Origin of the sequence: Allobacillus saliphilus, assembly GCF_018138385.1 — a bacterium.
Classification (GTDB): Bacteria; Bacillota; Bacilli; order Bacillales; family Alkalibacillaceae; genus Allobacillus; species Allobacillus saliphilus.
Window position 1 is genome coordinate 1 of sequence record NZ_JAGSIE010000041.1, and the last position, 24,869, is coordinate 24,869.

Below are 24,869 nucleotides of genomic sequence, written 5' to 3' on the forward strand. Positions count from 1 at the left end.
CGCTACAACGTGACCGACATGCGCATTATGTATCAACCATCGCATTAATTGCAACGTCGATCGAGAAAATGGCTGTAGAGATTCGTCATCTTCAAAAAAGTGAAACGCGTGAAGCGGAAGAATTTTTCTCTAAAGGACAAAAAGGTTCTTCAGCTATGCCACACAAACGAAATCCAATAGGTTCAGAGAATATGACTGGAATGGCGCGAGTCATCCGTGGTCATGTCATTACAGCGTTTGAGAACGTTCCACTATGGCATGAGCGCGATATTTCCCACTCTTCAGCAGAACGCATTATTTTACCAGACACGACGATTGCGCTTGATTATATGCTGAATCGATTCACCAATATTTTGGACAACCTAGTCGTTTATGAAGATCAAATGATTGATAATATCCAACGAACTTATGGTTTAATCTTCTCACAACGTGTCTTATTGACGTTGATCGAACAAGGTTTTTCCAGAGAAAAAGCGTACGATCTTGTACAGCCATTGGCAATGCAAGCATGGGAAGAGAAGCGGTCATTCCCTGAACTCGTTAAAGCAAATGAAGAGATTCAATCAACCTTAACGCAAGAAGAATTAGCCAGTTGTTTTGACTTAACTTATCACTTGAAGAGTGTCGATATGATTTTTGAACGAATTGGGCTAAATTAATGGGAAAAAACAAGGTAAAAGCTTGACAATATTGGTGAAAGTATTATAATATGTTCTATGGCATTTTATCATAACCACGTAATAGCCCCGGAAAACTATTCGTGTGAGATAAATGAAAAAACGTAAAATAAACGGATTGAAATATAGGAGGGAAAACACATGCGCACAACTTTCATGGCAAATGAAAACAATGTTGAGCGTAAGTGGTATGTGGTAGACGCAGAAGGACAAACACTAGGTCGTCTTTCAACAGAAGTAGCTAGCCTACTTCGCGGAAAACACAAACCAACATACACGCCACACGTTGATACTGGCGATCACGTCATTATCATCAACGCTGAAAAGATTCATTTAACTGGTAACAAACTAGACGATAAAATCTATTACCGTCACTCAAATCACCCAGGTGGTTTGAAATCACGTACAGCAAACGAAATGCGTACGAAATACCCTGAACAAATGTTAGAAATAGCTGTTAAAGGAATGCTTCCTAAAAACAAGCTAGGACGTAAAATGATTAAAAAATTAAACGTTTATCGCGGTGCAGAACATAAGCATCAAGCACAGCAGCCAGAAGTTTACGAACTTCGCGGGTAATTGAAAAAAAGGAGGTTAATCAATCGTGGCACAAGTACAATACTACGGAACTGGCCGTCGTAAAAGATCAGTCGCTCGTGTACGACTTGTTCCAGGTAACGGAACAGTAACAGTCAACAACGTCGACTCTAAAGAATATTTCCCACATGAAACTTTACGTTTAATCATTAACCAACCACTTGAAGCAACTGAGAACGTAGGTAACTACGATGTATTAGTAAACGTCAATGGTGGTGGATTCACAGGTCAAGCAGGAGCAATCCGTCATGGAATCGCGCGCGCGTTGCTTGAAGCAGACCCTGAATACCGTAAAGTCTTGAAAAAAGAAGGACTTCTAACACGTGACGCACGTGAAAAAGAGCGTAAAAAATACGGTCTTAAGAGTGCTCGTCGTGCACCACAGTTCTCAAAACGTTAAAACCCTTGTCATACAAGGAATCAGAGCCTCTCTTTCATCTCAAATGGAAGAGAGGTTTTTTCTGTATTTGTGAAAATGACTCACAAATGACGCACATTGACTCACAAAAATAATTTAGTCGTTAATTAGACATATATTTGGCAAAGTTTTTAGCGACTTCATCTTTTTTAAAAACATGAGTATAAATGTTAAACGTTGTTTGAATATCCTCAGTCCGAGTCTATCTTGTACATCTTTAGGGTGAGTTCCAGATTCAAATAACAAGCTTGCGTGGGTGCTCAGTTTAGCTATATCCTATAAAAGAAATAAACAATGAAGGTTCTTCTATAAAAAAATATAATTTAATTTGTAATCTTTTGGATTAGAATACTTTTAGATAAGCTGACAAAAACAGAAAAGTATAATTTTTCAGAATTTAACATTGACATTAATTTTTGTGAATGTTATTATCTCTAATAAGAAATTGTAATCGCTTTCATGTCGTGATAAAAAAATATAATCAGCAAGAAGTTTTTTTATATCAATTTTTTGAACATATATTCAAAAATAAACCATAAAGTTAAAACGAGTGCTTATGCTTCAGAAGAATTTTATCAATAGATATGAGGAGGAGAGCAAAAATTATCGACGATTTGTATTGTCATCGTATGCTATCTCATAAAAAAGCAGAGACGTCCATTATGTGATGCCAACAGTTGCCAGAAAGAAATGCAAATAAAAGGAAGTGATCATCTTGTCATTACGAGAAAAGAAAGTTGCGAAACGAAAAAAAGATTTGATTATGTCAGCAATCGCGATTATTGGTGAGAAAGGATACCATTCGACAACGATGGAGGAGATTGCTTCCAAACTGCTAATGACTAAAGGTTCAATATACTATTATTTTAAGGATAAACAAGATTTAGTTTACCAAAGCCAAAAAATATTGTTGGAGCAAAGCAATGAAAATATCGAGGAAGTATTAAGCGAAGATTTACCTTATGATGAGAAACTTAAAAAGGTAATGGTTGTACATATTGAGTATTTGATCACAGAACAATCAGGTTTTGTTATGGGAACAAATCCTGAACAATTTTTCTCTGGAAAACAGTTAGAAACCATACTTATGTTACGAGATAGGTATGGTAATTATATTAAGCAATTAATTGCAGAAGGTGTAAAGGAAGGTTTTTTTACCGAGGTTGATGAAAAAATAGTCAGGAATATTATTCTTGGAGCAATGAACTGGGTTGTTACATGGTATTCGCCTAATGGACCTATGGATAAAACGACTTTGGCGAAATCCATATCTAATTATTTGTTAAAGATTGTTTTGAAATAATCAAATGAAAAAGGAGAAATGTAAAGTGAGATTAGAAGAAGTATCAGCGGTAGTTACTGGAGGAGCATCTGGTTTAGGAGAGGCAACAGTAAGAAACATCGCAGCACATGGGGGTAAAGTAACAATTTTAGACCTACAGGAAGAGAAAGGAAGAGAGTTAGCTAAAGAGTTAGGTGAAAATGTTCAATTTGTTAAAACCGATGTAGTAGATGAATCCAGTGTTCAAAATGCGCTGGACAAAGTAGTAGAAGCATATGGGACGCTCAACACCGTCATTAATTGTGCGGGCATTGGTGCTGCGCAAAAAACATATAGTGAGAAAAAGGGTGCTCACGATATAAACATATTTTCCAAAGTCGTACAAGTGAATTTGGTAGGAACCTTTAATGTGATACGTTTAGCTGCGGAAAAAATGAGTAAACAAGAACCAAATAATAATCAAGAAAGAGGGGTCATTATAAACACTGCCTCTGTAGCAGCGTTCGAAGGACAAATTGGTCAAGTAGCTTATAGCGCTTCTAAAGGAGGTATTGTAGGGATGACGCTACCTATTGCTAGAGATTTGTCTAATCTTGGTATCAGAGTAATGACAATTGCTCCTGGTTTATTTGAAACTCCATTATTTGGAAGTCTATCTGAAGACGTTAAAAAAGCACTCGGCGAAATGACGCCGTTTCCGAAAAGGTTGGGTACACCAGCTGAATATGCAAAATTGGCTCAATCCATTATAGAGAATTCGATGTTAAATGGAGAAGTAATCCGTCTTGATGGTGCGATTCGAATGCAACCAAAGTAAGAGGTTGATTGAATAAGCACAATTTAAACCTTATGAAAATGTTAGGATCAGTAGAATTTGCGAGAAGTTTCAATGTGAATCGATAGCGTTATGGAAGAAGTGTAGAATCATTGACTGTTAGTTGCATGGTTGATTAGGTACAAAAATATTACAACTTAGATATTACATACAGTATTAGATCAAATATGAAATAAAATAACTGAATATTCAAACAAGAAAGGAAGTTATTAAATGCGTGAAGCTGTAATTGTTGAAGCGGTTAGAACACCTGTTGGGAAACGTAATGGAGTATTAAGTGGTGTTCGGGCAGAAGATTTAGCTGCTAAACCATTAGCTGAGGTCGTAAAAAGAGCAGGCATTTCAGCAGGGTTGGTGGAGGATGTCATTTTTGGTTGTGTCTCACAAGTAGAAGAACAGTCTTTTGATATTGCTAGAGTTGCTGCACTCCAAGCTGGATATCCGGTTAAAGTGCCAGGAACTACGATTGACAGACAATGTGGTTCCAGCCAACAAGCAGTCCATTTTGCGGCGCAAGCCATTATTAGTGGAGATATGGACGTTGTGGTTGCGGGTGGAATAGAAAGCATGTCTCGCGTTCCAATGGGTAGCAGTCGTAAGAAAACAGGATTCAGTGAAGAGTTAACTTTAAAATATGAAGTCATTCATCAAGGGTTGTCAGCTGACAGAATTGCAGACAAATGGGGTTTATCACGCGAAGAGTTGGATGAGCTTTCTTTAGAAAGTCATCAAAAAGCGGTTCAAGCGCAAAAAGAAGGCCGTTTTAAAAAGGAATTGATGCCAGTAGAAGTAACTCTACCGGATGGTACGAAGAAATTAATTACCGATGATGAAGGACCACGAGAGGATACCAATCTTGAAAAACTGAGGGGGCTGAAACCTGCGTTTGCAGAAGATGGAAAGATTACGGCAGGAAACTCTAGTCAGATCAGTGATGGAGCTAATGCGATTCTATTAATGTCTAGGGAAAAAGCAGAAGAATTAGGATTAAAGCCAAGGTTCAAAGTATTGACTCGAACCGTTGTTGGATCAGACCCAACATTAATGCTTACAGGCCCTATACCAGCAACAAAAAAAGTGTTGAAAAAAGCTGGTCTAACTATCGATGATATCGATGTATTTGAAGTCAATGAAGCATTTGCTTCGGTTCCACTAATTTGGCTAAAAGAGACGGGTGCTGATCCGAAGAAACTTAATCCTAATGGGGGTGCTATTGCACTAGGGCATCCACTAGGCGCAAGTGGTGGAAGGCTGATGATAACGATGCTTCATGAATTAGAACGCACTGGTGGTCGTTATGGACTTCAAACCATGTGTGAAGGTCATGGTATGGCGAATGCGACAATTGTAGAAAGACTTGATTAAAGAAGGAGGGAGCCGCTGATGTCATTGCCGCTCGGATCGGTCCGCGTACTCGACTTGACCAGACTGTTACCAGGTCCTTATTGTACATTAGTATTAGCAGATTTCGGTGCGGAAGTTATTAAAGTAGAAGACCCTGCAAAAGGAGACTATACAAGAGATTACCATCCGAAATTAGATCAAGACGGTGTTTATTTTCATTCCTTGAATCGAAATAAAAAAAGCATTTGCTTGGATTTGAAATCCGAAGACGGTAAGAACTATTTTTTGAAGTTAGTTAAGAACGCTGATGTAGTAGTAGAATCTTTTCGACCAGGAGTTATGGAGCGATTAGGTCTTGGTTATGAAAAGCTCAAGCAAGTAAATGAAAAAATCATCTACTGTGCAATTACCGGTTATGGTCAAACGGGTCCATACCGCGACCGGCCAGGTCATGATGTGAATTATATAAGTTATGCTGGTCTTCTTCAGCTCATGGGAGAGAAAGACGGAAAACCGGTAATTCCTGCAACACAAATTGCCGATATTGGAGGAGGGGCACTTCCAGCTGTAATTGGTATTTTGCTAGCCCTTCTGGACCGGGAGAAATCTGGGAAAGGACAGTTTGTAGATATATCCATGCTGGATGGTGTCATTTCTTGGCTACAATTATTACTTCCGGGATTCCTGGTTAAAGATAGTCAGCCGAAACGAGGGGAACAGATGCTCAGCGGTGCATTGGCTTGTTATGAAGTATATCAAGCAAAAGATGGAAAGTGGCTATCTGTCGGTGCATTGGAACCGAAATTCTGGGTGGCATTTTGTAAGGCGATCGAACGAGATGATTTAATTCCTAAACTTGATGCACCACCTGCTGTTCAAGAACAAATGAAAGAAGAAATAGGAGCAATTATATCAACAAAGCCCATTGACGAATGGATGAAAGTTTTTAATGAAGTTGACTCTTGTGTATCTCCACTTCTATCTTTTGAAGAACTTGTAAACGACCCACAGGTGAATGATAGAGAAATGATTCGTACAGTAGCGCATGATACTTTAGGGGAAATGAAACAAATTGGTATTCCGATTAAACTTTCCGAGACTCCTGGTGCGATTCAAACACAGGCACCTAAGTTAGGGGAACATACACATGAAGTGCTAAAAGAAATTATAGGAGTGAAATAATTCACTACAAGACAATTTGAGTGATTGTATTCATAAAATAGATAAGGAGAGAATGTTCTTGGCTGATTTACTATCGATAAAAAAGAATGACGGAATTGCGACAGTCGTGATAGACAATCCCCCGATGAATGTTTTGAGCTCAAAAGTAACTGCAGAGCTTGATCAATCTTTTCGGCAGCTGCATGAAGACGAAAGTGTGAAAGTAATTATTTTAACGGGTGCAGGGGACCGAGCGTTTATGGCTGGTGCAGATATTAACGAATTTGCAGAAGAAGAGAATGAACAAACAGAAACACAAGATGTGCAGGAAGTGTTTTCTTTTATTGAAAATATAACTAAACCAACGATCGCTTTGCTCAATGGTTATACGCTTGGGGGTGGATTAGAGCTTGCTTTAACTTGTGATATTCGAATCGCCGAAGCGCATGCAAAAGTAGGCTTACCCGAAGTCAATTTAGGATTACTACCTGGAGCTGGTGGGACACAACGACTTACTAGAATCGTTGGACCGGCTAAAGCGAAGGAGATCATGTTTGGAGGTGATCCGTTTTCAGCCGAGGAAGCTAGTGCATTAGGAATCGTTAACAAAGTTGTACCACAGGGAGAAGGGAAAGAAGCGGCAGAAAAGCTTGCCTCAACATATGCTGCTAAATCTGTACAGGCGTTAAGCCGGATCAAGAAGCTAATTAATTCAGTAAGTGAATATCCTTTACAGGAAGGTCTACAGTTGGAAAAGCAATTGTTTAACGATTTGTTTGCAACAGAGGATGCAAGAGAAGGAATACGAGCCTTTAGAGAGAAGCGTAAACCTGTGTTTACAAATCGATAAATTGTTTCTTCGAAAGATGCTAGCAGTAAAATATATTATTTCACGGAGGTAATAATATGGATATCGGTTTATCATTATCACGTAATGCTAGGCGCATACCAAATAACACAGCATATATTTACAAGGATAAGTCCTATACGTATGAGCAGATGAACAAAGAGGTAAACAAATTAGCGCATGGGTTAATTGCTCAAGGTATAAAAAAAGGCGACAAAGTCGCATTTATGATGGAAAACTCCGATAAGTTTGTTATGGTTTACTATGCAATTATGAAAATCGGTGCGATTGCAGTTCCTGTGAATTTTCGTTTGACCGCAAGAGAAGTCGCTTATATTGTGAATGATTGTGATGCGGAGACAGTATTGTTTGATGGTAAATTTGCAGAGCTGATTGATGATGCAGTTGCCGATAATAAAAAGGTTAAATTGAAAATATCAACAGATGAAAATGCTGTAAATAAGCAGATTACGATCAATGAAATACTTACAGATAATGAGACAGACCCTTCTATTATCGTAAATGAAGATGATGACGCGCAAATTTTGTATACTTCAGGAACAACAGGCAATCCAAAAGGTGCCTTGTTCGACCATCATCGAATTTTACATGTAGCATTTAATACCTCTATTATGATGAGCATAACTCCATCCGATAATTTACTTCACGTTGCTCCACTTTTTCACTCAGCACAGCTTAATTTATTTTTAATCTCAGGGACATACCTAGGCTGTAAGCAAGTGATCCACCAAAGTTTCGATCCAACAAAAGTTCTTGAAGATATTGAAAAACATAAAATTAGTTTATTTTTTGCTGTACCAACGATGTATAACTTCTTACTTCAAGTACCAAATAAATATGATTTAAGCTCAGTCACTCGTTGTGGCTATGGTGCTGCACCTATGCCAATAGCTCTATTGAAACAAGTTATGGAACTATTTCAAATGGAACAGTTTTACAATATGTGCGGATTGACCGAGGCAGGACCTGGAGGTGTTATGCTGAAGCCCGAAGATCATGACGATAAAATCGGTGCAGGTGGTAAGGCCATGCTGAATACTGAAGCACGGGTAGTTAATGAGAGTGGTGAAGATGTTCATCCAGGTCAAGTAGGAGAATTTGTTCTTAAAGGCGAAACAATAATGAAATATTATTATAATAAACCGGAAGAAACGAGTAAAACGTTGAAGGACGATTGGCTCTACACGGGTGACTTAGCGACGATTGACGAGGAAGGTTTTATTACGCTTGTTGACCGTAGAAAAGATATGATCATTTCAGGAGGAGAAAACGTTTATTCAACTGAAGTGGAGCATGTGCTATATCAGCATCCAGATTTATTAGAGTGCGCGGTCATCGGACTTCCTGATGAAACATGGGGTGAAAAAGTTGTTGCTGTTGTCGTACCAAAAGAAGGAAAATCGATTGATGAAGAACAATTAAAAGAGTTTTGTAGAGATTATCTTGCCAAGTATAAAATACCTGTCGAATTCAAATTTGAAAAAGAAATCCCGCGGAATGCGTCTGGAAAAGTATTGAAGTACCGACTTCGAGAGTCGTTAACAAAAGAAACAACATGAAGTGACACATAGATATATAAAATTGTATTTCTTATTAAGTAACATTCTTATAGTGCACAAAATTAGTAGCTTTAGAGGGGAAATTAAATAATGAAACGTACATTTTTGACTGATGAGCACGAAATGTTCCGCAGATCATTAAAAAAGTTCCTTGAAAAAGAAGCTGTACCTTTTTATGAAAAATGGGAAAAAGACCAACAAGTACCAAAATCGTTTTGGGAAAAGGCGGGAAAGCAAGGATTTTTATGTCCGCAAGTAGAAGAAAAGTATGGTGGTGTAGAGGCGGATTTTGGTTATGCTGTGGTTTTATCAGAGGAATTTGAAAGGGTCGGTACAGGTTTATTAGGAATCGGACTGCATAATGATATCGTCATACCTTATATCGAGGCGTTTGGTAATGAAGAACAAAAGTCTCGTTGGTTGCCTAAAGCAGTCACAGGGGAAATTATTTCTGCCATTGCGATGACAGAGCCAGGTGCAGGGTCAGATTTAGCTGGTATTAGAACGACAGCTGTTAAAGATGGAGATGATTATATTGTTAATGGAGAAAAAACATTTATAACGAATGGTCATTCTGCCGATTTAACCATTGTTGTTTGTAAGACAGACCCGCAAGCAAACCCACCCCATAAAGGTATCAGTTTGTTGGTTGTTGAATCTGAAGCGGAAGGATTCACAAAAGGGAAGAAGTTGGATAAGGTTGGCCAGCATGCGAATGATACGTGTGAATTAATATTTGAGGATGTGAGGGTCCCGGCTGCAAATTTGCTAGGAGAAGAAAATAAGGGATTTTATTATCTCATGGATAAATTACAGCAGGAAAGACTCATGGTCTCCATATCATCAATTGTCAATGCAGAGAGAATGTTGGATTTGACGCTTGACTATGTGACACAAAGGCAAGCTTTCGGAAGAAGCATAAGCAAATTCCAAAACACCCAGTTTAAGATTGCTGAGATGAAAACAGAAATTGAGATTGGCAAAACCTTCGTGGATCGATTAATTCAAGAACACATGGCTGGAGGGAACATTGTGAATGAGGTTTCCATGGCTAAATGGTGGACGACTGACTTAGCTCAAAAAGTTGCTGTGGAAAGTATGCAACTTCATGGTGGGTATGGATATATCGAAGAATATGAGATTGCGAGAAGGTATCGAGATGTGGCTGTTGCATCTATTTATGCGGGAACTAATGAGATCATGAAAGGGATCATAGCGAAAAATATGAGATTATAAGTGTAGTGTCGAACAACATCTTGTTTCTCATATAAACAAGATGTTGTTCGATTTTTTTTTAAGGTAATGTGGCATTCAAATCACAACAAACTCTTCAACACTTGTGCATGGTTATATTCCTCTTCTTTTGTTGCAGTCAGCAATGTCACATCTTCTTTTTGTATCATCTTTTGTAGTTCCGAATATGCCTTCTTCTGCTCCTCATCGGATTGTAATTCTTCTTTGTATTTCTTTTTGAATGAATCAAATTTATCTGGGTCGTGATCAAACCATTTACGTAAATCATCACTTGGAGCTATTTCTTTTAACCATTCATCGAGATTTGCTTCCTCTTTGGAAACGCCTCTTGGCCAAATGCCATCGACAAGAACTCGTTTGCCATCTGACTTAGCCGATTCTTCATAGATTCGCTTAACTTGTACTGTCATGTATAATCACCTCTGCAGTACATGTAACCTAAAAGACTGTTCATAAAACTATTCACTGCGCACAATCAACACATCACAAGGTGCCGTGCGAGTGATCGCTTCAGAAACGCTTCCGAGCATAACACGTTCCACCGCGTTTAGCCCGGTTGCACCAGTTAAAATTAAGTCGATTTCGTATTTTTTCGCAATTGTTTTCGGGATTTTTTGACGGGGACTGCCGAATTCTAAGACAGTTGTTACTTGTTCGACCCCTAATTGCGTTGCCTTTTCTTCATATTCCTTCAGTAGCTCTTTACCGACTCGTTCGACTTCAGGTAAAATTGTCTGGCTATAATGCTCAATCGTTGCAAATGTCCGGTAATCGACCACATGCGCAATCACTAATCTAGCATCAACATTTTTTGCAATTCGGCATGCTTTATTAAAGGCTTTTTCACCATTTTTGGAGCCATCTACAGCAACTAAAATATTTTCATAGTCTTTCAACATGTCCATCTCTCCCTTTTTCTTAATAATGTAATTATATCATGTTATATGAATAGATGAACGTTGTAGGGAATTGGATTAACACTGAAGGAGGCCAGATTAACCCTGAAGTAGCTCGAGTTAACACTGAAGGTTCTCGCAATAACACTGAAGCTTAACAAATTAACACTGAAGACACACGAAATAACCCTGAAGAGACGAAAATGATCGCTGAAATTAAAAAGCAGTAGGGATTCATAATATCCCTACCGCTAATCTACTTTATTAAAATGTCATATACGAAAGAACGAGATACATCAAAATGATCACTATAGAAGGCCAAGCGTATGAAAAGCCGGACTGTTTTTTCTGTCTCTTAACAATATAGAGCATGACAATCATCATTAGAACTCCGAGTAAAGCGGTCCAGATCATCGTAGGGTCAGTTCCTTTGAGGATGGCCTCTTCGCGATAAAAGGCATCTGTAACGACTAGTAGCATTAAATTAAATAGGTTACTACCTAGGATTGACCCGGCCGCCATTGAATAATTCGCCATGCGAAAAGCGACGACCACTGTGACCAATTCAGGAAGAGAAGTGGAAGCGGCGATTAACACGCTCCCCACAAAGCTTGAATTCATACCGGATATTTCTGCAAGTCGGTCACCAGTGATTGAAAGCACACTTCCTGCAGCAAAAACGATAACAGCGAAAACGACAAAGTTTGTGACGGCTTTCTTTAATGTAATTTGAAGGGTTTTGCTCTCTGGCTTTATTTCTTCCGTTTGACTCGCTGGGTTACCTTCGAACATTTTTAACACAAAAATATAACCGATCACTAAAAGGTACATTTCCAAGCCAATATTAAAAATGGATGGTACCTGATCCCAAAGAATAGCTACAACGACGAAGCTCGTAAATAAAATCCCTGCAATTATAGATGGCGTTTGATCTTTGGAATGCAATTGATTAAAAGCACGTCTTTTACGGTAAAACAAATCGACACTCGCCAAAATCAATAAGTTAAACACATTACTCCCGAGCATATTACCGACAGCGATATCTGGGTTATCGATGTAGACAGCGGTTAAACTCGTTGTCAGCTCAGGTAGTGAAGTGGCACCGGCAATCAGTAATCCACCAACCATCGCGCCACTTAAGGAAGATTTCTCGCTGATGACATCCCCATATTTATTTAGTTGAACGGCAGCAAACACAACAATAACGGCTGCTAAAATAAACAAAAATAATACCAAGAATAACTCCTCCTAACGGATTTCCGTTTTGATATTAGGAAAGCCGAACGATTGAAGGCCTGTAAACTAGGTTCCCTATTTTTGAGAAAATAAAAAACCTTGGCCATCGGTTCGGCCAAGGTCTTGCGATTTATTTGATGAGCCGGGTACTTAAAAAGTACCGAATTGACGACTCATCAACCGTTTGGGCGGTCGCTACTCCCCTTGTTTTCTTCTTCATTTACTATAATGCAGGATGTTGTGCGTGTCAATTTAAATCAAGATTTTGGTTGATTGTCTTTGTCTTCTTCCAATTGCTCCAAACGATCTTGCATCCGTTTATAACGTCTTAATTCTCTTTTACTGATTGGTACAACATCTTTTCGTAATAATTTAATTAACGCTGCGATCATTAAAAGCATGATTAAGGCAAATGGCAGGGCGGCAATTAATGAAGCCGTTTGTAAAGCTTCTAATCCTCCGGCGAATAAAAGTACCCCAGCAATTGCTGCAAGTAACACACCCCAAATCATCTTTACACGCATCGGAGGGGTTAAGCTTCCCTTCGTCGTCATGCTTCCGAGTATATAAGCGGCTGAGTCGGCTGACGTAATTAAAAATGTCGCGACGAGTAAAATAGCAAGTAACGATGAAAGCGTCGGAAGCGGCAATATTTGAAGCATTTCAAACAACGCGACAGTTACATCGGCATTGACCGCCTCTGCAATATTTGTTCCATTTTTTAAATCACTATGAAGCGCAGTTCCACCGAATGTTGCGAACCAGAATAACGAAATGAGTGGCGGAACAATCATGACTCCGAAGATGAATTCTCGAATGGTTCGTCCTCTAGAAACGCGGGCGATAAATGCTCCGACAAACGGTGACCAAGCGATCACCCACGCCCAGTAGAAAATAGTCCAATCACGAACCCATGTGCCACCTTCATAAGGTGTTAATCGTAAGCTGTATTGAATGATATTCGTGATGTAGTCACCGAGACCAAGGACAAAAGAATTTAAAATGAATACAGTTGGTCCAGTTATAAAAACGAATAATAGCAAAAGAACGATTAAGCTCATATTTACATTACTGAGGTATTTAATTCCTTTATGCAAACCGGTAGTAGATGAAATCATATAAGCGATAAAAATGAGTACGATAATCAATATTTGAATCCAACCGTTGTTCGGGATACCAAATACGGCATTAAGTCCACCATTCATTTGCAGAACGCCTAAGCCAATCGAAGTAGCAATCCCGATCACCGTTGCGATGACAGCCAAAGAATCGACGGTTGTTTTGATATTCGCATTATTGCCAGTGATTGGTTCAAGAGCTGTTGAAACAAGCCCGTCACGTTTTTTTCGGTATTGAAGATAAGCGATGATTAAACCGACTAAGGTGAAAATCGACCATTGGTTCATGCCCCAGTGGAAAAATGAATAACCCATCCCGACTCGGGCAGATTCCACACTATGATCTTCAATGTCAGGAAAAGGGGATTCAAAATAGTGGCTCATTGGCTCTGCGACACCCCAGAATACAAGTCCAACACCGAGACCGGCGGAGAACAACATGCCAATCCATGTGAAGAATGGAAATTCAGGACGTTCGTTCTCTCCTCCAAGGCGAATTTTTCCGAAGCGGGTGATTGCTAAGACAAGCAAAAATGCGGTAAACATAAATACAGCAATGAGGTAAAACCAACCAAAATAGGTAGTGGTAAAGCCGTAGAGTGTCTCTGAAACAGATGCAAATTGATTCGGCATGATAGCTCCTAAGATGGCCAACAGACCCACGACGAAAGCGGAAATAAAAAATACGGGGTTTTTCAATAAATCATTTAGATTCATGGATGAACTCCTTTAGTTATTTGGTAGATTGATAGCTATTTTTGAATAATATAGTTATTATTTTATAATAATTACGAAAATTATCCAATATATCGAAATAAGACAAAGTGAAAACATGACCTTTTACCCAAAATACAGCTAACATTTTTAACCATATATAAAATTAATTTACGGAGACAATGATTATTTTTGTTTTAAATTTACTATTTTTAATGTATAATATTTTCAGACAACAAGAATTACAATCACTTAAATTAAAAAAATCTATTAAGGGGGATTTTTTGTGAAGAAATTTAATTTATTACTTGTACTTCTTCTTTCTCTAGGATTGTTGTTTTTAGCAGCTTGTGGCGGTGACAATGCCGGTGATGCAAATGAATCGGACAGTGGTTCAGAAGAAGAAAGTTCTGGATCCGAAGAAGACTCTAGCGGAGAAGAAGCTTCAGCTGGTGAAGATTGGGTTGAAAACGTTACATTGTTAACCGGTGGAGAAGCTGGTACTTATTATCCACTTGGAGTGGCAATGGCTGACATCATGACTGAGAACGTCGATGGTGTAAGCGCTAACGGAGTATCTTCTGGTGCTTCGGTTGTTAACGCGAACGAGTTGAGTGATGGAAATGCAGAGTTTGGTTTACTGCAAAATGATATCGCTTACTATGCACATGATGGATCTCATATGTTCGAAGAAGTAGTTGATGGGTTCAGCGGTGTATTCACGATGTATCCAGAAACAATTCAAATTGTGACATTAGCTGATACTGGAATTGAATCAGTAGAAGATTTGGAAGGAAAGCGTGTTGCTGTAGGTGACGTTGGTTCGGGTACAGAAGCGAACGCGAATCAAATCTTAGGTGCTTATGACATCACTTATGAAGACATTAACGAAGAGTTTATGGGATTCGGTGATGCTTCAACTGCGCTACAAGATGGAAACATTGATGCAGCTTTCGTAACTGCTGGTACACCAACAGCTAGTATTCAAGAGTTGGCAGCAAGTGCAGACGTGAAGATTGTCGGTCTTAGCGATGAAAAGATCGATCAACTAATCGAAGAGTATCCATATTACACGCGTGTTGATTTAGACGAAAACACGTACGATAGCTTTGATGCTACAGCATCTACTGTCGCTCCACTTGCGATGTTAGTTGTACGTGATGATCTGCCTGAAGATCAGGTGTATGAGCTAACAAAAGCTATCTTTGACAATCTTGATGATTTAGCGAATGCACACGTACGTGGTGAGGACATTACGCTTGAATCAGCTCAAGATGGAATGTCTATCGACTTGCACCCTGGAGCTAAAAAGTTCTATGATGAGCAGTAATTCTCTCGATCGTGCAACAAACAGAAAGGCATTGCTTTCGAGCAATGCCTTTTTAAAAAAGATAAAATGGCTTATTCTCATCATTTTGCTTTTCATCATCTTTTTGGCGGTCATTTTATTTTCACAATCTACATATCTATTACAAATAGAAAAAGTAGAGAATAGTGAAATTCTCTGGGAAGCTGAAATCGAAGAGAATGAGTGGTTCGCACATGAGTATATCCATTCTGTAGAAAAATCCCCTGTCATTGAGAAATTTAAATATGATTCATCCGGAAAAATTTTAACAATGGAAAGCTGGACAAAATCGTTTGGTGCAGGAATGCCTTACGAACGAAAAGGCAAAGTGGAAATGGTTGATGGCTATTTTGTCATTAAGGACTTGAACAAGCCGATTCACGACAATAAGTTATTGATGCAACCTTCCGATTTATTTCCGCATAAGTTTTATTTTAAAGATCAAGAAATTATTTTATCTGAAGAGCCATTTATAAAAAATGTGATAGAAATAAAGGTTAGTGAGTTAACTGGTTTTGAACGAATAACTAATCTATTTAATTAACCAGATGCCTTCAAAATAGCTAGAAGTTGGTTAGGTGAATTTGAGTTTTAAAAGAGAGAGAGGTTCATAATATGGATGAGTTGAGACAACAGATGGATAAACAAACACAACAAGAGATGATTAATGAACTTGAAGGTAGCGACCGTGACGTGAGAGGATTTTGGGCTTTCACAACGATAGCTGTAGCCGTGTTTCTTTCTTTGTATCATTTTTATATCGCGGGTTTTGGTTTACCGGGAATCGGTTCGAAGACTTTTTTAATTTTTCACCTAACATTAGGTTTGGTGCTTGTCTTTCTAATCTTTCCACCTAAAAAAGGATTAAATCAAAAAACGGTTCCTTGGTATGATGCATTGTTGGCAATCATGTCGTTTGGTGTCGGTATGTATATTATTCAAAATCAAACGTCTTCTTCAATTATATCAGGCCGCCCGACGGATTTTGATTTGGCAATAGGGCTAGCCTTGATTATTTTGGTGTTGGAAGCAACGCGACGTGTGGTCGGAAAGCCGCTTGTCATTATCGCGTTAATTTTCATCGGGTACTTCTTCCTTGGAGAATATATGCCTGGACAGTTCTTTCATAATCGTGGTGATTTTGAGCGGTTTGTCTATGAAATTTCATATCGTAACAACGGGATTTTTGGAACTCCGATTTATGCCTCTGCGCAGTTCGTCTTTATCTTCATTTTATTCGGGGCGATATTGGAGTCAACTGGCGCTGGACAAATGTTCATCAATTTAGCGATCCGTGCATTTGGTCGATTTAAAGGTGGCCCAGCAAAAGCATCTGTATTAGCGAGTGGAATGATGGGAAGTATTTCAGGTAGTTCCACAGCGAATGCGGTGACGACAGGTACATTTACAATCCCCTTGATGAAACGAGTAGGCTTCAAACCGCATGTTGCGGGAGGAATTGAAGTTGCCGCTTCATCCAGTGGACAATTTCTACCACCAATTATGGGGGCTGCAGCCTTCATCATGGTCGAATTTACAGGAATTCCGTATTACCAAATTATTCAAAGTGCCATTATCCCGGCATTGTTGGCTTATGTAGGAATTCTATTTATGGTCCATTTCGAAGCATCTAAAAATGGCATTCAAGGAATACCAAAAGCCGAGTTACCGAAAGGTCGTAAGTTATTACTACAACAAGGTTATCTGTTATTTCCGATTTTTGTTTTACTTTATTATTTGGTTGTTGAACGAATTTCGGTTAATAACTCAGCGTTCTTCTCGATTGTCGTTTTATTAGCAATGGCATTCTTTGCCCACCGTTTCAAAGAAAGCTTAGGACGTTCGTTATTGTATGCAGCCGGATTAATCGCCATTGTATTTGGCTTCCAATTTATTGTCGGTACGCTGAATAGTGGTTTGTATCAATTGAATGGATTATTCGGGACGGATGTATTCGGAACAGAAACGGTTCGTTGGAAACCAGAAATGACGATGCTTGTTATACTCGGTTTGGTCGTTGCGTTAGTCTTTGCGGTGTTTCAGCGTAAGTCTAAATTAGGCGCGACGCCGTTTCGTTATGGCTGGAGAAATGTTGTCGAAGGCTTCGAAACAGCTTCTCGAAATGCGCTTTCCATCATCGTTGCCTGTGCGACGGCAGGAATTTTGATCGGTGTTATTACGACTTCTGGCTTATCAACGAAGTTTACACGAATCGTTGTCGGCTTCTCAGAGACATTGACAAATATGCTGCCAAGCTTCATGGTGACGGATAACACGCAGCTTTATTTCACATTAGTTTTAACTGTTTTCGCCTGTTTACTTTTAGGTCTTGGATTACCGACGACTGCAACCTATGTTGTATTAGCGGCGATCGTTGCACCGATTTTAACGGATATGGGTGTTCACGTATTGATCGCTCACTTATTCGTTCTTTATTACGGTGTACTAGCAGATGATACACCTCCGATCAACTTACCGGCGTATGCGACTGCAGGGATTGCGAACGCCGGGCCCGTTCGAACCGGGGTGCAAGGGTTCAAATTTGACTCAGCTGCACTATTGTTGCCGTTTGTCTTTACGTTAAACCCGACTATTTTATTCTTGACTGACGCATCCTGGTATGAAGTCATTTTCGCAATCATTACAGCGACGGTTGGAATGGTCGCCTTTGCGTCATTCATTCAAAACTGGCTCATTCATAAATACGCATGGTATGAACGAATTATTGCCTTACTGTCAGCGTTGTTGTTTATTCAAAATAACTGGGTGACGGATGTCGCTGGGATTGTCTTGTTAGCAATATTACTTGCATTACAGTTAATCAAAGGAAAATATCAGCAATCGAAAGAGCAAACCGCTTAATTATTCAGTTTATACAACAGTCTCTGAATTCACTTCAGAGACTGTTTTCTATATAATGGGAACAGATGAGTGATTAGCTGAAAGGGGATTTTTGAGTGATTGAAAACAAACCGGCTGGATTTTGGATTCGATTCTTAGCTATTTTTATAGACAGCCTTTTCGTTTCGCTCCTCACTTGGTTGGTAGCTGGATTAATTACAGGGGAAGTGGAACAATTACAGCAAGCACAGCAGCAAACAGAAACAAATGCCGAACAACTCTCGAGCTCTATCTATAGTATATTTTTCGTTATTTTATTTACGGCATCTCGCTTCAAAGGCTCACCGGGTAAGATGATTTGTAAAATCCAAGTGACCAATGAAGATGGTTCTAAAATTAGTATATTGAAATCGCTCGGTCGTTACTTCGCCTATATTCTCTCTGCTATTATTTTAATGATTGGATTTATGATGGCAGGTTGGACCGACCGAAAAAAGGCACTTCACGATTATATTTGCCAAACGGTTGTGACTTATCGCGATCAGTAACCTCTAGATTGGGTAGTGAATGAATACTTTTAGTGATTCAGCAAAAATTAAGTAGTATCTATTCACTGAAATCGATGAGGAGGATGCTTGTGCGATTAGATGGCCAAGTAGCAATCATTACTGGAGGCGTCAGCGGAATTGGCGAAGCAACAGCTAGATTGTTTATCGAAGAAGGGGCAAATGTCATCATTGCGGATGTCAATAATCCGAAAGGTGAAGAACTTGCAAATGAATTAGGTGATCGTGCGACATATGTATACACGGACGTCACTGAAGAAGAGGAAGTTAAACAACTGATCAATCAAACAGTTGAGAAATTTGGGAAGCTTGATATTCTCTTTAACAATGCTGGTGTCGGTCCTGTCATGGATACGGCTGAGATGAACGATGATCAATGGAACCGTGTGATTGAAGTGAATTTGAACGGCGTTTTTTACGGAACCAAGCATGCCGTCAGTCACTTTAGAGAAAAAGGCAGTGGCGTCATCATAAATACGGCTTCGATGCTTGGTCATGTCGGCCAATCTCAAACGGCGGCCTACTCAGCATCTAAAGCTGGTGTCGTGAATCTCACGCGTGCAACTGCTTTGGAATATGCCAAATATAATGTTCGCGTGAATGCGGTATGTCCGGGATATGTTAAAACTCCGCTAATGGAGCAGTTAGAAGAAGGAGATATTGAGGAATTGGCTCAAGTTACACCACTCGGACGTCTAGGCAAGGCGGAAGAAGTCGCGAAAGCAGTATTGTTCTTGGCGACAGATGACTCAAGTTTTATAACCGGTACGAGTTTGATTGTCGATGGTGGTTATACAGCGAAATAAGTTGATGGATTAAACTCGCAAGTGGTTTTCAATACTGGCGGGTTTTTCTGTTTATTAGAGTGGTTCAATGCAAGTCATAATCCCCCTCCCTTGTCCATAAAATAGCAAGAGGGGAGGGGAGAGCTCTTGAAAAAGCTATGTTTCGTTTTATTATGGTTAGTCGGTCTCTTGTTATTAATTTATTTAATTCGTTATCCAATCCCATCATTTTTCTCGCCTACGAATGTTACGATGCCACTTGCGAATAAAGTAATTGTCATCGATCCAGGTCACGGTGGTCCGGATGGTGGGGCGGATCATGATTCGGTTTATGAAGAATCTATCGCATTGGATACATCCTTGTTGTTACGTGATTATTTACAACAAGCGGGTGCGTTAGTGTATATGACTCGTGAGACAGATAAAGATCTCGCAACTGAAGGTACAAGAGGGTACTCTAATAGAAAATCAGAAGATATTCGAAATCGAGTGAAATTCATTCAAGAAAAAGACCCAGATTTGTTTATCAGTGTTCACCTCAATTCGATTGCGAGTTCTCAGTGGTCAGGAGCACAGTCGTTTTATTATCCGGACGATGAGGGCAATAGTGAAGCCCTAGCAAAAGCCATCCAAAAGCGTCTTCGTGAAGAAACAAACGGGACACGTGTCGCTTTAGGACTAAATCAAATTTATTTATTGAAGCATGCAGATGCGACAGGAGCCTTAGTGGAACTAGGCTTTTTGTCGAATCCAGATGAAAGGCGATTACTGACGCAAGAGAACTATCAGAAGCGGCTTGCTACATCGATTGCTGAAGGAATTGTTGAATTCATTATGGAAGAAGATGTAGATAACGGTGCCTCTTAGTTAAGAAAACACTGAACTTTATGTTATACTAACCTTGCACGACTTTTTGAAAGGGAAGGTGTAACATTTGGTAACAGAAGAGCGAGTAAGAGAAATATTAAACCCGGTCAAAGACCCACATATACATAAAACCTTTGAAGAGACGGGTGCAATAGAGAATATTAAGATCAAAGAAGATAAGAATCACGTCAGTGTCAAGATTGCTTTAGCTAATCCGAATTCTGGCGAACAGCTTCAGCTTCAGCAAGAAATTGTCGGTATGTTAAAAGAAGAAGGCGCTGCTACTGTCGGTTTGCGTTTCACTGAATTACCAGAGGAGTATAAGCAAGCCGCTGATCAAGAAAGTGAAGCAAATCTAATCGGCCAAAAAGGTACGAAATTTATCTCCGTCGCTAGTGGTAAAGGTGGCGTTGGGAAATCAACGGTTACTGTCAACTTGGCCATTGCCTTGGCGCGCCTCGGTAAAAAAGTAGCTATTGTCGATGCTGATATTTACGGCTTTAGTGTTCCGGACATGATGGGGATTGAAAATCGACCACAACTACGTGGAGAAAAAATCATCCCAGTTGAGCGCTTTGGTGTGCAAGTTATTTCGATGGGCTTTTTCGTTGAAGATAACTCCCCAATTATTTGGAGAGGACCTATGCTTGGAAAAATGCTGACAAGCTTCTTTAAAGAAGTGGAGTGGGGCGACTTGGACTTCCTTCTATTGGACTTGCCTCCAGGTACAGGGGATATCGCGTTAGATGTTCAATCTCTTCTGCCATCCTCTAAACAGCTGATCGTTACAACGCCACACCCTACAGCTGCATTCGTCGCAGCTCGTGCTGGGCAAATGGCTTTGAAAAATGAGCATGAGATTTTAGGTGTCATTGAGAACATGGCTTATTTCGAAAGTACCTTAACTGGCCAAAAAGAATATGTATTTGGTGAAGGTGGCGGTGATAAGCTGGCAGAAGTACTTGATACAGATGTGCTGGGACGTATTCCGTTACAACAACCATATGATGAAGAAGATATTTTTGCACCAGGAATTTACCAAGAAGATCATCCAACAGGGAAGATTTTCTTGTCCATTGCGAATCAAATGATTAAGCGTGCATAAATGAAAGAGCTGTCAACAGATTATTGTTAGACAGCTCTTTTTTGTTTTGTGGTTTTTACTACCCTCCAGCACCTGCGCTACTATCACTTCCGCCTCCTGATTCTCCACCACCTCCACTTCCGCCACCTTGCTGTTCTTGACCTTGGCCACCTTCGGATTGTTGTGCTTTTTCAGCGGCCTTCAGTAACGTTTCCGTCATTTTTGCTTTAAAGAGTGGACTTTCCAAAGTCTCTTGTATTGTTTTTTCTAAATGAGCTTTAAATGCTTGGCTGGATAAAGCTTGAACGATGGTTTCCTGCATTTTTGGTTCTTGAAAGATCTTGATTAACTGTTCTTTATATGTGGAATCACTGAGTAAACCGGTCATTAGTTCCTTCATGCTATCTTCTGTCGCTTTTGTATAAGCTTGAACAAATGAAGGATCTTCGAATAATTTTGTCCAATATTCTATCGATTTCTCACTCTGTAACGTTTGTTCAATCGTGTCCTTGACGACTTGTGCATTTAATATTAATTCATTTTTCATGTCTTCTTCAGTCAGTAGGTCCTTAACTGCTTTTTTTCCGTCATCGGTTTTTAGAATATCAACAACCATTTTTTTCGTCGTTTCATAATCGGTGTTTTGGGAGGATTGATCACTTTGGGTGCAGGCAGTCAATAAAATGAATAAGCCTAATAGTATAAACCCCGTAAGTTTTTTTAGCGTCATGGTTTTTGCTCCCTCTGAAGGTAGTTTCCTTTTTATCTTGATGAAGTTGTGAAAAAATATACATATTAGGGTCAGGCAAAAAATGTCGGTTCGTGGTAAAATACAATGGATAAATGATGTGTTTAATGTTGGAGGGAAAGCAAGTGACGATTCGCAATTGGTTAAAATTTTCAAGTGTCACCTTATTGCTAGGCTTTTTAGGAGCTGTCATCACAAGTTTCTTTGTAAGAGCAGACGCTTATCTGGAATATATGCACCCTTTGGATTTTTGGGAACTTACAGGAACGTTTTTGTGGTTTTCTGTATTGGGACTTCTTTATAGTGTCATTAGCCAAATGGGTTTCTTCGCCTATTTGACCGTGCACCAGTTCGGAAAAGGATTTTTCGGTTACTTTTGGAAACACGCACAAATCGTAATTATTGCAATTGTGTTGTTCGATCTCGTTTACTTACGTTATACGAGAGCAGAAGATCCAGGGAGTATATTTCCGTACATAGTTGTAGCAGGTGTGTTGTTTATCTATTCACTTGCGGTCGCCTACGTTAAAAAAGAGGAAACTCATCCGAGAGCATTCCTGCCTGCAGTTTTCTTTATGACCGTTGTGACTTCGCTCGAATGGATTCCAGGACTGCGTACGAATGACCCGGATACGATGATGATCATGATTGTCCCATTGGTCGCATGTAATACCTATCAATTACTGCGTTTGCACCATATTGTTGGGTATACAAATGAAAAAGGTGAAGAAGTGGGCATGCCGAATAAAGCGGATGAAGTACAAAAAAGCAAACCATCAAATACAAAGAAAAACAAAAAGAGATAAACAAAAAGGTCCCCAATGAAGTCACTTGGGGACCTTTTCACATGAACAGTGAGCATTAAAGTTGTCCAATTTCGTTAGTTGATTGGTTGCAGTTCGATTTGAGCAGGTGAAAGAAGCTCGGTAACGGTCACAAATTGAAATCCTTCAGTTTCTTTTTGCTCAATGATTTGTTTGACGACCTCAGAGGCTTTCTCTAAATCATCCCGTATGGGCATCACGATAATGTCACCACTACTTATTCCATCGGTAATTTGCTTACTAATCGTTTCCGTATCTTGGTTTTTACTTACATCTGCATATACACTCCAAAAAACAGTTCGATAACCTAGTTTGTGAATTTGTTCTGTCACCAATTCGGAGTATTTATTTTCAGGTACACGCACATACTGAAGCGGCTCATAGTCCAAATTTTTTAAAACGGTTTCTCCGCGTTCGATATCTTGCTTAATGTAATCCAGTGAACGGCCTTCATAAGCTTGATCCGAAAAACCGAGCAAACCGAGCTCGTGATTTTCTTCAATAATCCATTCAGCTAACTCTTCATTCCGTAGCGCCCATTCCCCATTCACAAAAAATGTAGCCTTGACTTGCTTCTCATCTAATACGTTCATGACATCGACAATCGTATCGTCACCCCATGGCACATTAAAGGTCAAAGCAATTTCTTTTTCCTCTTTCAAACTTTTCGTTATTGCACCCTCATTTACAGATTGATTCTGTGTGGCGTTTTCAAATATGTAATCGTTAGATAGTTGGATGGTAATTGTAAATAATAAAAGTAATGAAAGCACGGCAACCCACTTTTTCCAGCTTGTCCAATTGAACGTGTAAAACATAGATCCCATTCCTTCTTTGAATTCTATTAATTACGCTTGAACGTCCCAAACACAGAACAAAGAGCAATGAAATGTGACGGGAGTTAATCGCGTAATTGATTCATCAACTGTCCGTTGAGAAGTGAAAACACTTACCTTTTAAAGAAAGATTCTCTCTATAAATATCTATATGAATGTTTGCATATTTTTAGAATGGTTATATTACATAAAGCAGGAAGAACAATACAATGGAAACTTTAAAATATATAGAAATGGGTGAACATCCTTGTTAGGTCTGATGATTAATGAAACAGAACAGAAAGAGTTGGAGTATTTACTCAAGAAGGAAATGGATGAATTACTCTTTGAAGTCACAGCTGATGACTTCAATGCAGAGATAAAGAATGCTATCAAGAAAAGATATATAACGATATTTAATTTATACAAAAGGTTTGCAAGCCAAAACGAATTAGTAAATTACACCCCAAGAAAGAATTTCCCTCACGTGAAGTAACTTGCTATTGAGAATAGACACCCCCCTTTTCACACAGGAGTGAGGAAGGGAGGTGGGAAATTATTAGAACAGCCCCACTTGTGACACTGTCTACTCATCGAATGAAGAAGTGACCAATGAAACCCAACCAAGAAGCACTCATATTAGAGCAGGGAACTACCGGAACACAGTTTGGCTACAGCGACTTAATAGCACAAATTCAGTCAAAAAATATTTTTGTATTTTTAGTATTGATTCGTCTAAATAGATATGATATATTTATTAGCGTTGTCAGGAGATAACACGGTTTGACTCTTTTTAAAAAAGGAATACAAAAAGTTATTGACAACGTTTTGGAGCTATGATAAATTAAGTCTTGTCGCAAAAAACGACATAAATTTCGAACCTTGAAAACTAAACAAAATAGCCTGAAGTCAATTCGGTTTCTTTCTTAATTCATTGGGAAAGAAACAAACGAAATTTTTTAAGCCAATCAAACACTTATTGGAGAGTTTGATCCTGGCTCAGGATGAACGCTGGCGGCGTGCCTAATACAT

Annotated in this window: 25 protein-coding genes; 19 read left to right on the forward strand and 6 right to left on the reverse strand. The window is 39.3% G+C overall.

Going from position 1 to position 24,869, the window contains the following annotated elements:
• From KC820_RS11930 to KC820_RS11975, 10 genes are all read left to right on the forward strand, one after another.
• Positions 1–659, forward strand: a 659-nt coding sequence (locus tag KC820_RS11930; protein ID WP_272874484.1) for a lyase family protein, incomplete at its 5' end; no start/stop codon positions are given.
• A gap of 159 nt (positions 660–818) precedes the next feature.
• Entirely contained in the window at positions 819–1,256 is a 438-nt protein-coding gene (rplM, locus tag KC820_RS11935) for a 50S ribosomal protein L13 (protein ID WP_144088781.1), read from the forward strand.
• A 25-nt stretch (positions 1,257–1,281) separates the two neighbouring features.
• Entirely contained in the window at positions 1,282–1,674 is a 393-nt protein-coding gene (gene rpsI, locus KC820_RS11940) for a 30S ribosomal protein S9 (protein WP_212369616.1), read from the forward strand.
• 733 nt (positions 1,675–2,407) lie between these two features.
• Positions 2,408–2,995: a TetR/AcrR family transcriptional regulator gene (locus KC820_RS11945; protein ID WP_212369618.1), complete on the forward strand. Its 588-nt coding sequence runs from the start codon at positions 2,408–2,410 to the stop codon at positions 2,993–2,995.
• Positions 2,996–3,020: 25 nt separating this feature from the next.
• Positions 3,021–3,791 (forward strand): 3-hydroxyacyl-CoA dehydrogenase, encoded by a 771-nt coding sequence (locus tag KC820_RS11950; RefSeq protein ID WP_212369620.1) that lies wholly within the window; start codon positions 3,021–3,023, stop codon positions 3,789–3,791.
• Between the two features lie 231 nt (positions 3,792–4,022).
• Complete coding sequence (locus KC820_RS11955; RefSeq protein ID WP_212369622.1) at positions 4,023–5,174, forward strand: thiolase family protein; 1,152 nt, start codon at positions 4,023–4,025, stop codon at positions 5,172–5,174.
• A gap of 18 nt (positions 5,175–5,192) precedes the next feature.
• The gene (locus KC820_RS11960) at positions 5,193–6,335 is read left to right on the forward strand and encodes a CaiB/BaiF CoA transferase family protein (RefSeq protein ID WP_212369624.1); all 1,143 of its coding nucleotides are present in this window, start codon (positions 5,193–5,195) and stop codon (positions 6,333–6,335) included.
• Between the two features lie 52 nt (positions 6,336–6,387).
• The gene (locus tag KC820_RS11965; protein WP_212369626.1) at positions 6,388–7,164 is read left to right on the forward strand and encodes an enoyl-CoA hydratase/isomerase family protein; all 777 of its coding nucleotides are present in this window, start codon (positions 6,388–6,390) and stop codon (positions 7,162–7,164) included.
• 56 nt (positions 7,165–7,220) lie between these two features.
• Entirely contained in the window at positions 7,221–8,741 is a 1,521-nt protein-coding gene (locus tag KC820_RS11970; protein ID WP_212369628.1) for an acyl-CoA synthetase, read from the forward strand.
• 90 nt (positions 8,742–8,831) lie between these two features.
• Positions 8,832–9,977, forward strand: a complete 1,146-nt coding sequence (locus tag KC820_RS11975; RefSeq protein ID WP_212369630.1) for an acyl-CoA dehydrogenase family protein — start codon at positions 8,832–8,834, stop codon at positions 9,975–9,977.
• 80 nt (positions 9,978–10,057) lie between these two features.
• Here the strand turns inward: KC820_RS11975 and KC820_RS11980 are convergent, their stop codons facing one another.
• From KC820_RS11980 to KC820_RS11995, 4 genes are all read right to left on the reverse strand, one after another.
• On the reverse strand, positions 10,058–10,405 hold the full coding sequence (locus KC820_RS11980; RefSeq protein WP_212369633.1) for a DUF488 domain-containing protein: 348 nt from the start codon (positions 10,403–10,405) through the stop codon (positions 10,058–10,060).
• A gap of 48 nt (positions 10,406–10,453) precedes the next feature.
• Positions 10,454–10,894 (reverse strand): universal stress protein, encoded by a 441-nt coding sequence (locus KC820_RS11985; protein ID WP_212369636.1) that lies wholly within the window; start codon positions 10,892–10,894, stop codon positions 10,454–10,456.
• 261 nt (positions 10,895–11,155) lie between these two features.
• Positions 11,156–12,127, reverse strand: coding sequence for a sodium:calcium antiporter (locus tag KC820_RS11990; protein ID WP_212369639.1), 972 nt, complete (start codon positions 12,125–12,127; stop codon positions 11,156–11,158).
• Between the two features lie 257 nt (positions 12,128–12,384).
• Positions 12,385–13,962: a BCCT family transporter gene (locus KC820_RS11995; RefSeq protein ID WP_144088792.1), complete on the reverse strand. Its 1,578-nt coding sequence runs from the start codon at positions 13,960–13,962 to the stop codon at positions 12,385–12,387.
• Positions 13,963–14,245: 283 nt separating this feature from the next.
• Here KC820_RS11995 and KC820_RS12000 point away from each other — a divergent pair, with 283 nt between their 5' ends.
• The 7 genes from KC820_RS12000 to KC820_RS12030 all read left to right on the forward strand — a co-directional run bounded on the left by KC820_RS12000 (position 14,246) and on the right by KC820_RS12030 (position 21,471).
• Positions 14,246–15,289 carry a TAXI family TRAP transporter solute-binding subunit gene (locus KC820_RS12000; RefSeq protein ID WP_212369641.1) on the forward strand — a complete coding sequence of 348 codons (1,044 nt, stop codon included), beginning with the start codon at positions 14,246–14,248 and terminating at the stop codon, positions 15,287–15,289.
• Entirely contained in the window at positions 15,279–15,851 is a 573-nt protein-coding gene (locus KC820_RS12005) for a DUF1850 domain-containing protein (RefSeq protein WP_212369644.1), read from the forward strand. The genes KC820_RS12000 and KC820_RS12005 overlap by 11 nt, the downstream gene beginning before the upstream one ends.
• A 71-nt stretch (positions 15,852–15,922) precedes the next feature.
• Positions 15,923–18,169 carry a TRAP transporter permease gene (locus KC820_RS12010; RefSeq protein WP_236782559.1) on the forward strand — a complete coding sequence of 749 codons (2,247 nt, stop codon included), beginning with the start codon at positions 15,923–15,925 and terminating at the stop codon, positions 18,167–18,169.
• Positions 18,170–18,264: 95 nt separating this feature from the next.
• Entirely contained in the window at positions 18,265–18,696 is a 432-nt protein-coding gene (locus tag KC820_RS12015) for an RDD family protein (RefSeq protein WP_336511029.1), read from the forward strand.
• Between the two features lie 83 nt (positions 18,697–18,779).
• Positions 18,780–19,520 carry an SDR family NAD(P)-dependent oxidoreductase gene (locus KC820_RS12020; protein ID WP_212369647.1) on the forward strand — a complete coding sequence of 247 codons (741 nt, stop codon included), beginning with the start codon at positions 18,780–18,782 and terminating at the stop codon, positions 19,518–19,520.
• A gap of 126 nt (positions 19,521–19,646) precedes the next feature.
• The gene (gene cwlD, locus KC820_RS12025) at positions 19,647–20,366 is read left to right on the forward strand and encodes an N-acetylmuramoyl-L-alanine amidase CwlD (RefSeq protein ID WP_212369650.1); all 720 of its coding nucleotides are present in this window, start codon (positions 19,647–19,649) and stop codon (positions 20,364–20,366) included.
• Between the two features lie 67 nt (positions 20,367–20,433).
• Positions 20,434–21,471, forward strand: a complete 1,038-nt coding sequence (locus tag KC820_RS12030) for an Mrp/NBP35 family ATP-binding protein (RefSeq protein WP_212369653.1) — start codon at positions 20,434–20,436, stop codon at positions 21,469–21,471.
• Between the two features lie 58 nt (positions 21,472–21,529).
• Here KC820_RS12030 and gerD read toward each other — a convergent pair whose 3' ends face one another.
• Complete coding sequence (gerD, locus tag KC820_RS12035; RefSeq protein WP_212369656.1) at positions 21,530–22,180, reverse strand: spore germination lipoprotein GerD; 651 nt, start codon at positions 22,178–22,180, stop codon at positions 21,530–21,532.
• Positions 22,181–22,305: 125 nt separating this feature from the next.
• On the opposite strand from gerD, the gene KC820_RS12040 reads away from it, so the two are divergent.
• A complete protein-coding gene (locus tag KC820_RS12040; protein ID WP_212369659.1) occupies positions 22,306–23,004 on the forward strand; it encodes a KinB-signaling pathway activation protein in 699 nt (232 codons plus the stop codon).
• A gap of 74 nt (positions 23,005–23,078) precedes the next feature.
• Here KC820_RS12040 and KC820_RS12045 read toward each other — a convergent pair whose 3' ends face one another.
• Entirely contained in the window at positions 23,079–23,840 is a 762-nt protein-coding gene (locus KC820_RS12045) for a polysaccharide deacetylase family protein (protein WP_186279598.1), read from the reverse strand.
• A gap of 277 nt (positions 23,841–24,117) precedes the next feature.
• Here KC820_RS12045 and KC820_RS12050 point away from each other — a divergent pair, with 277 nt between their 5' ends.
• A complete protein-coding gene (locus tag KC820_RS12050; RefSeq protein WP_236782560.1) occupies positions 24,118–24,333 on the forward strand; it encodes a hypothetical protein in 216 nt (71 codons plus the stop codon).
• The last annotated feature ends 536 nt before the right edge of the window (positions 24,334–24,869 follow it).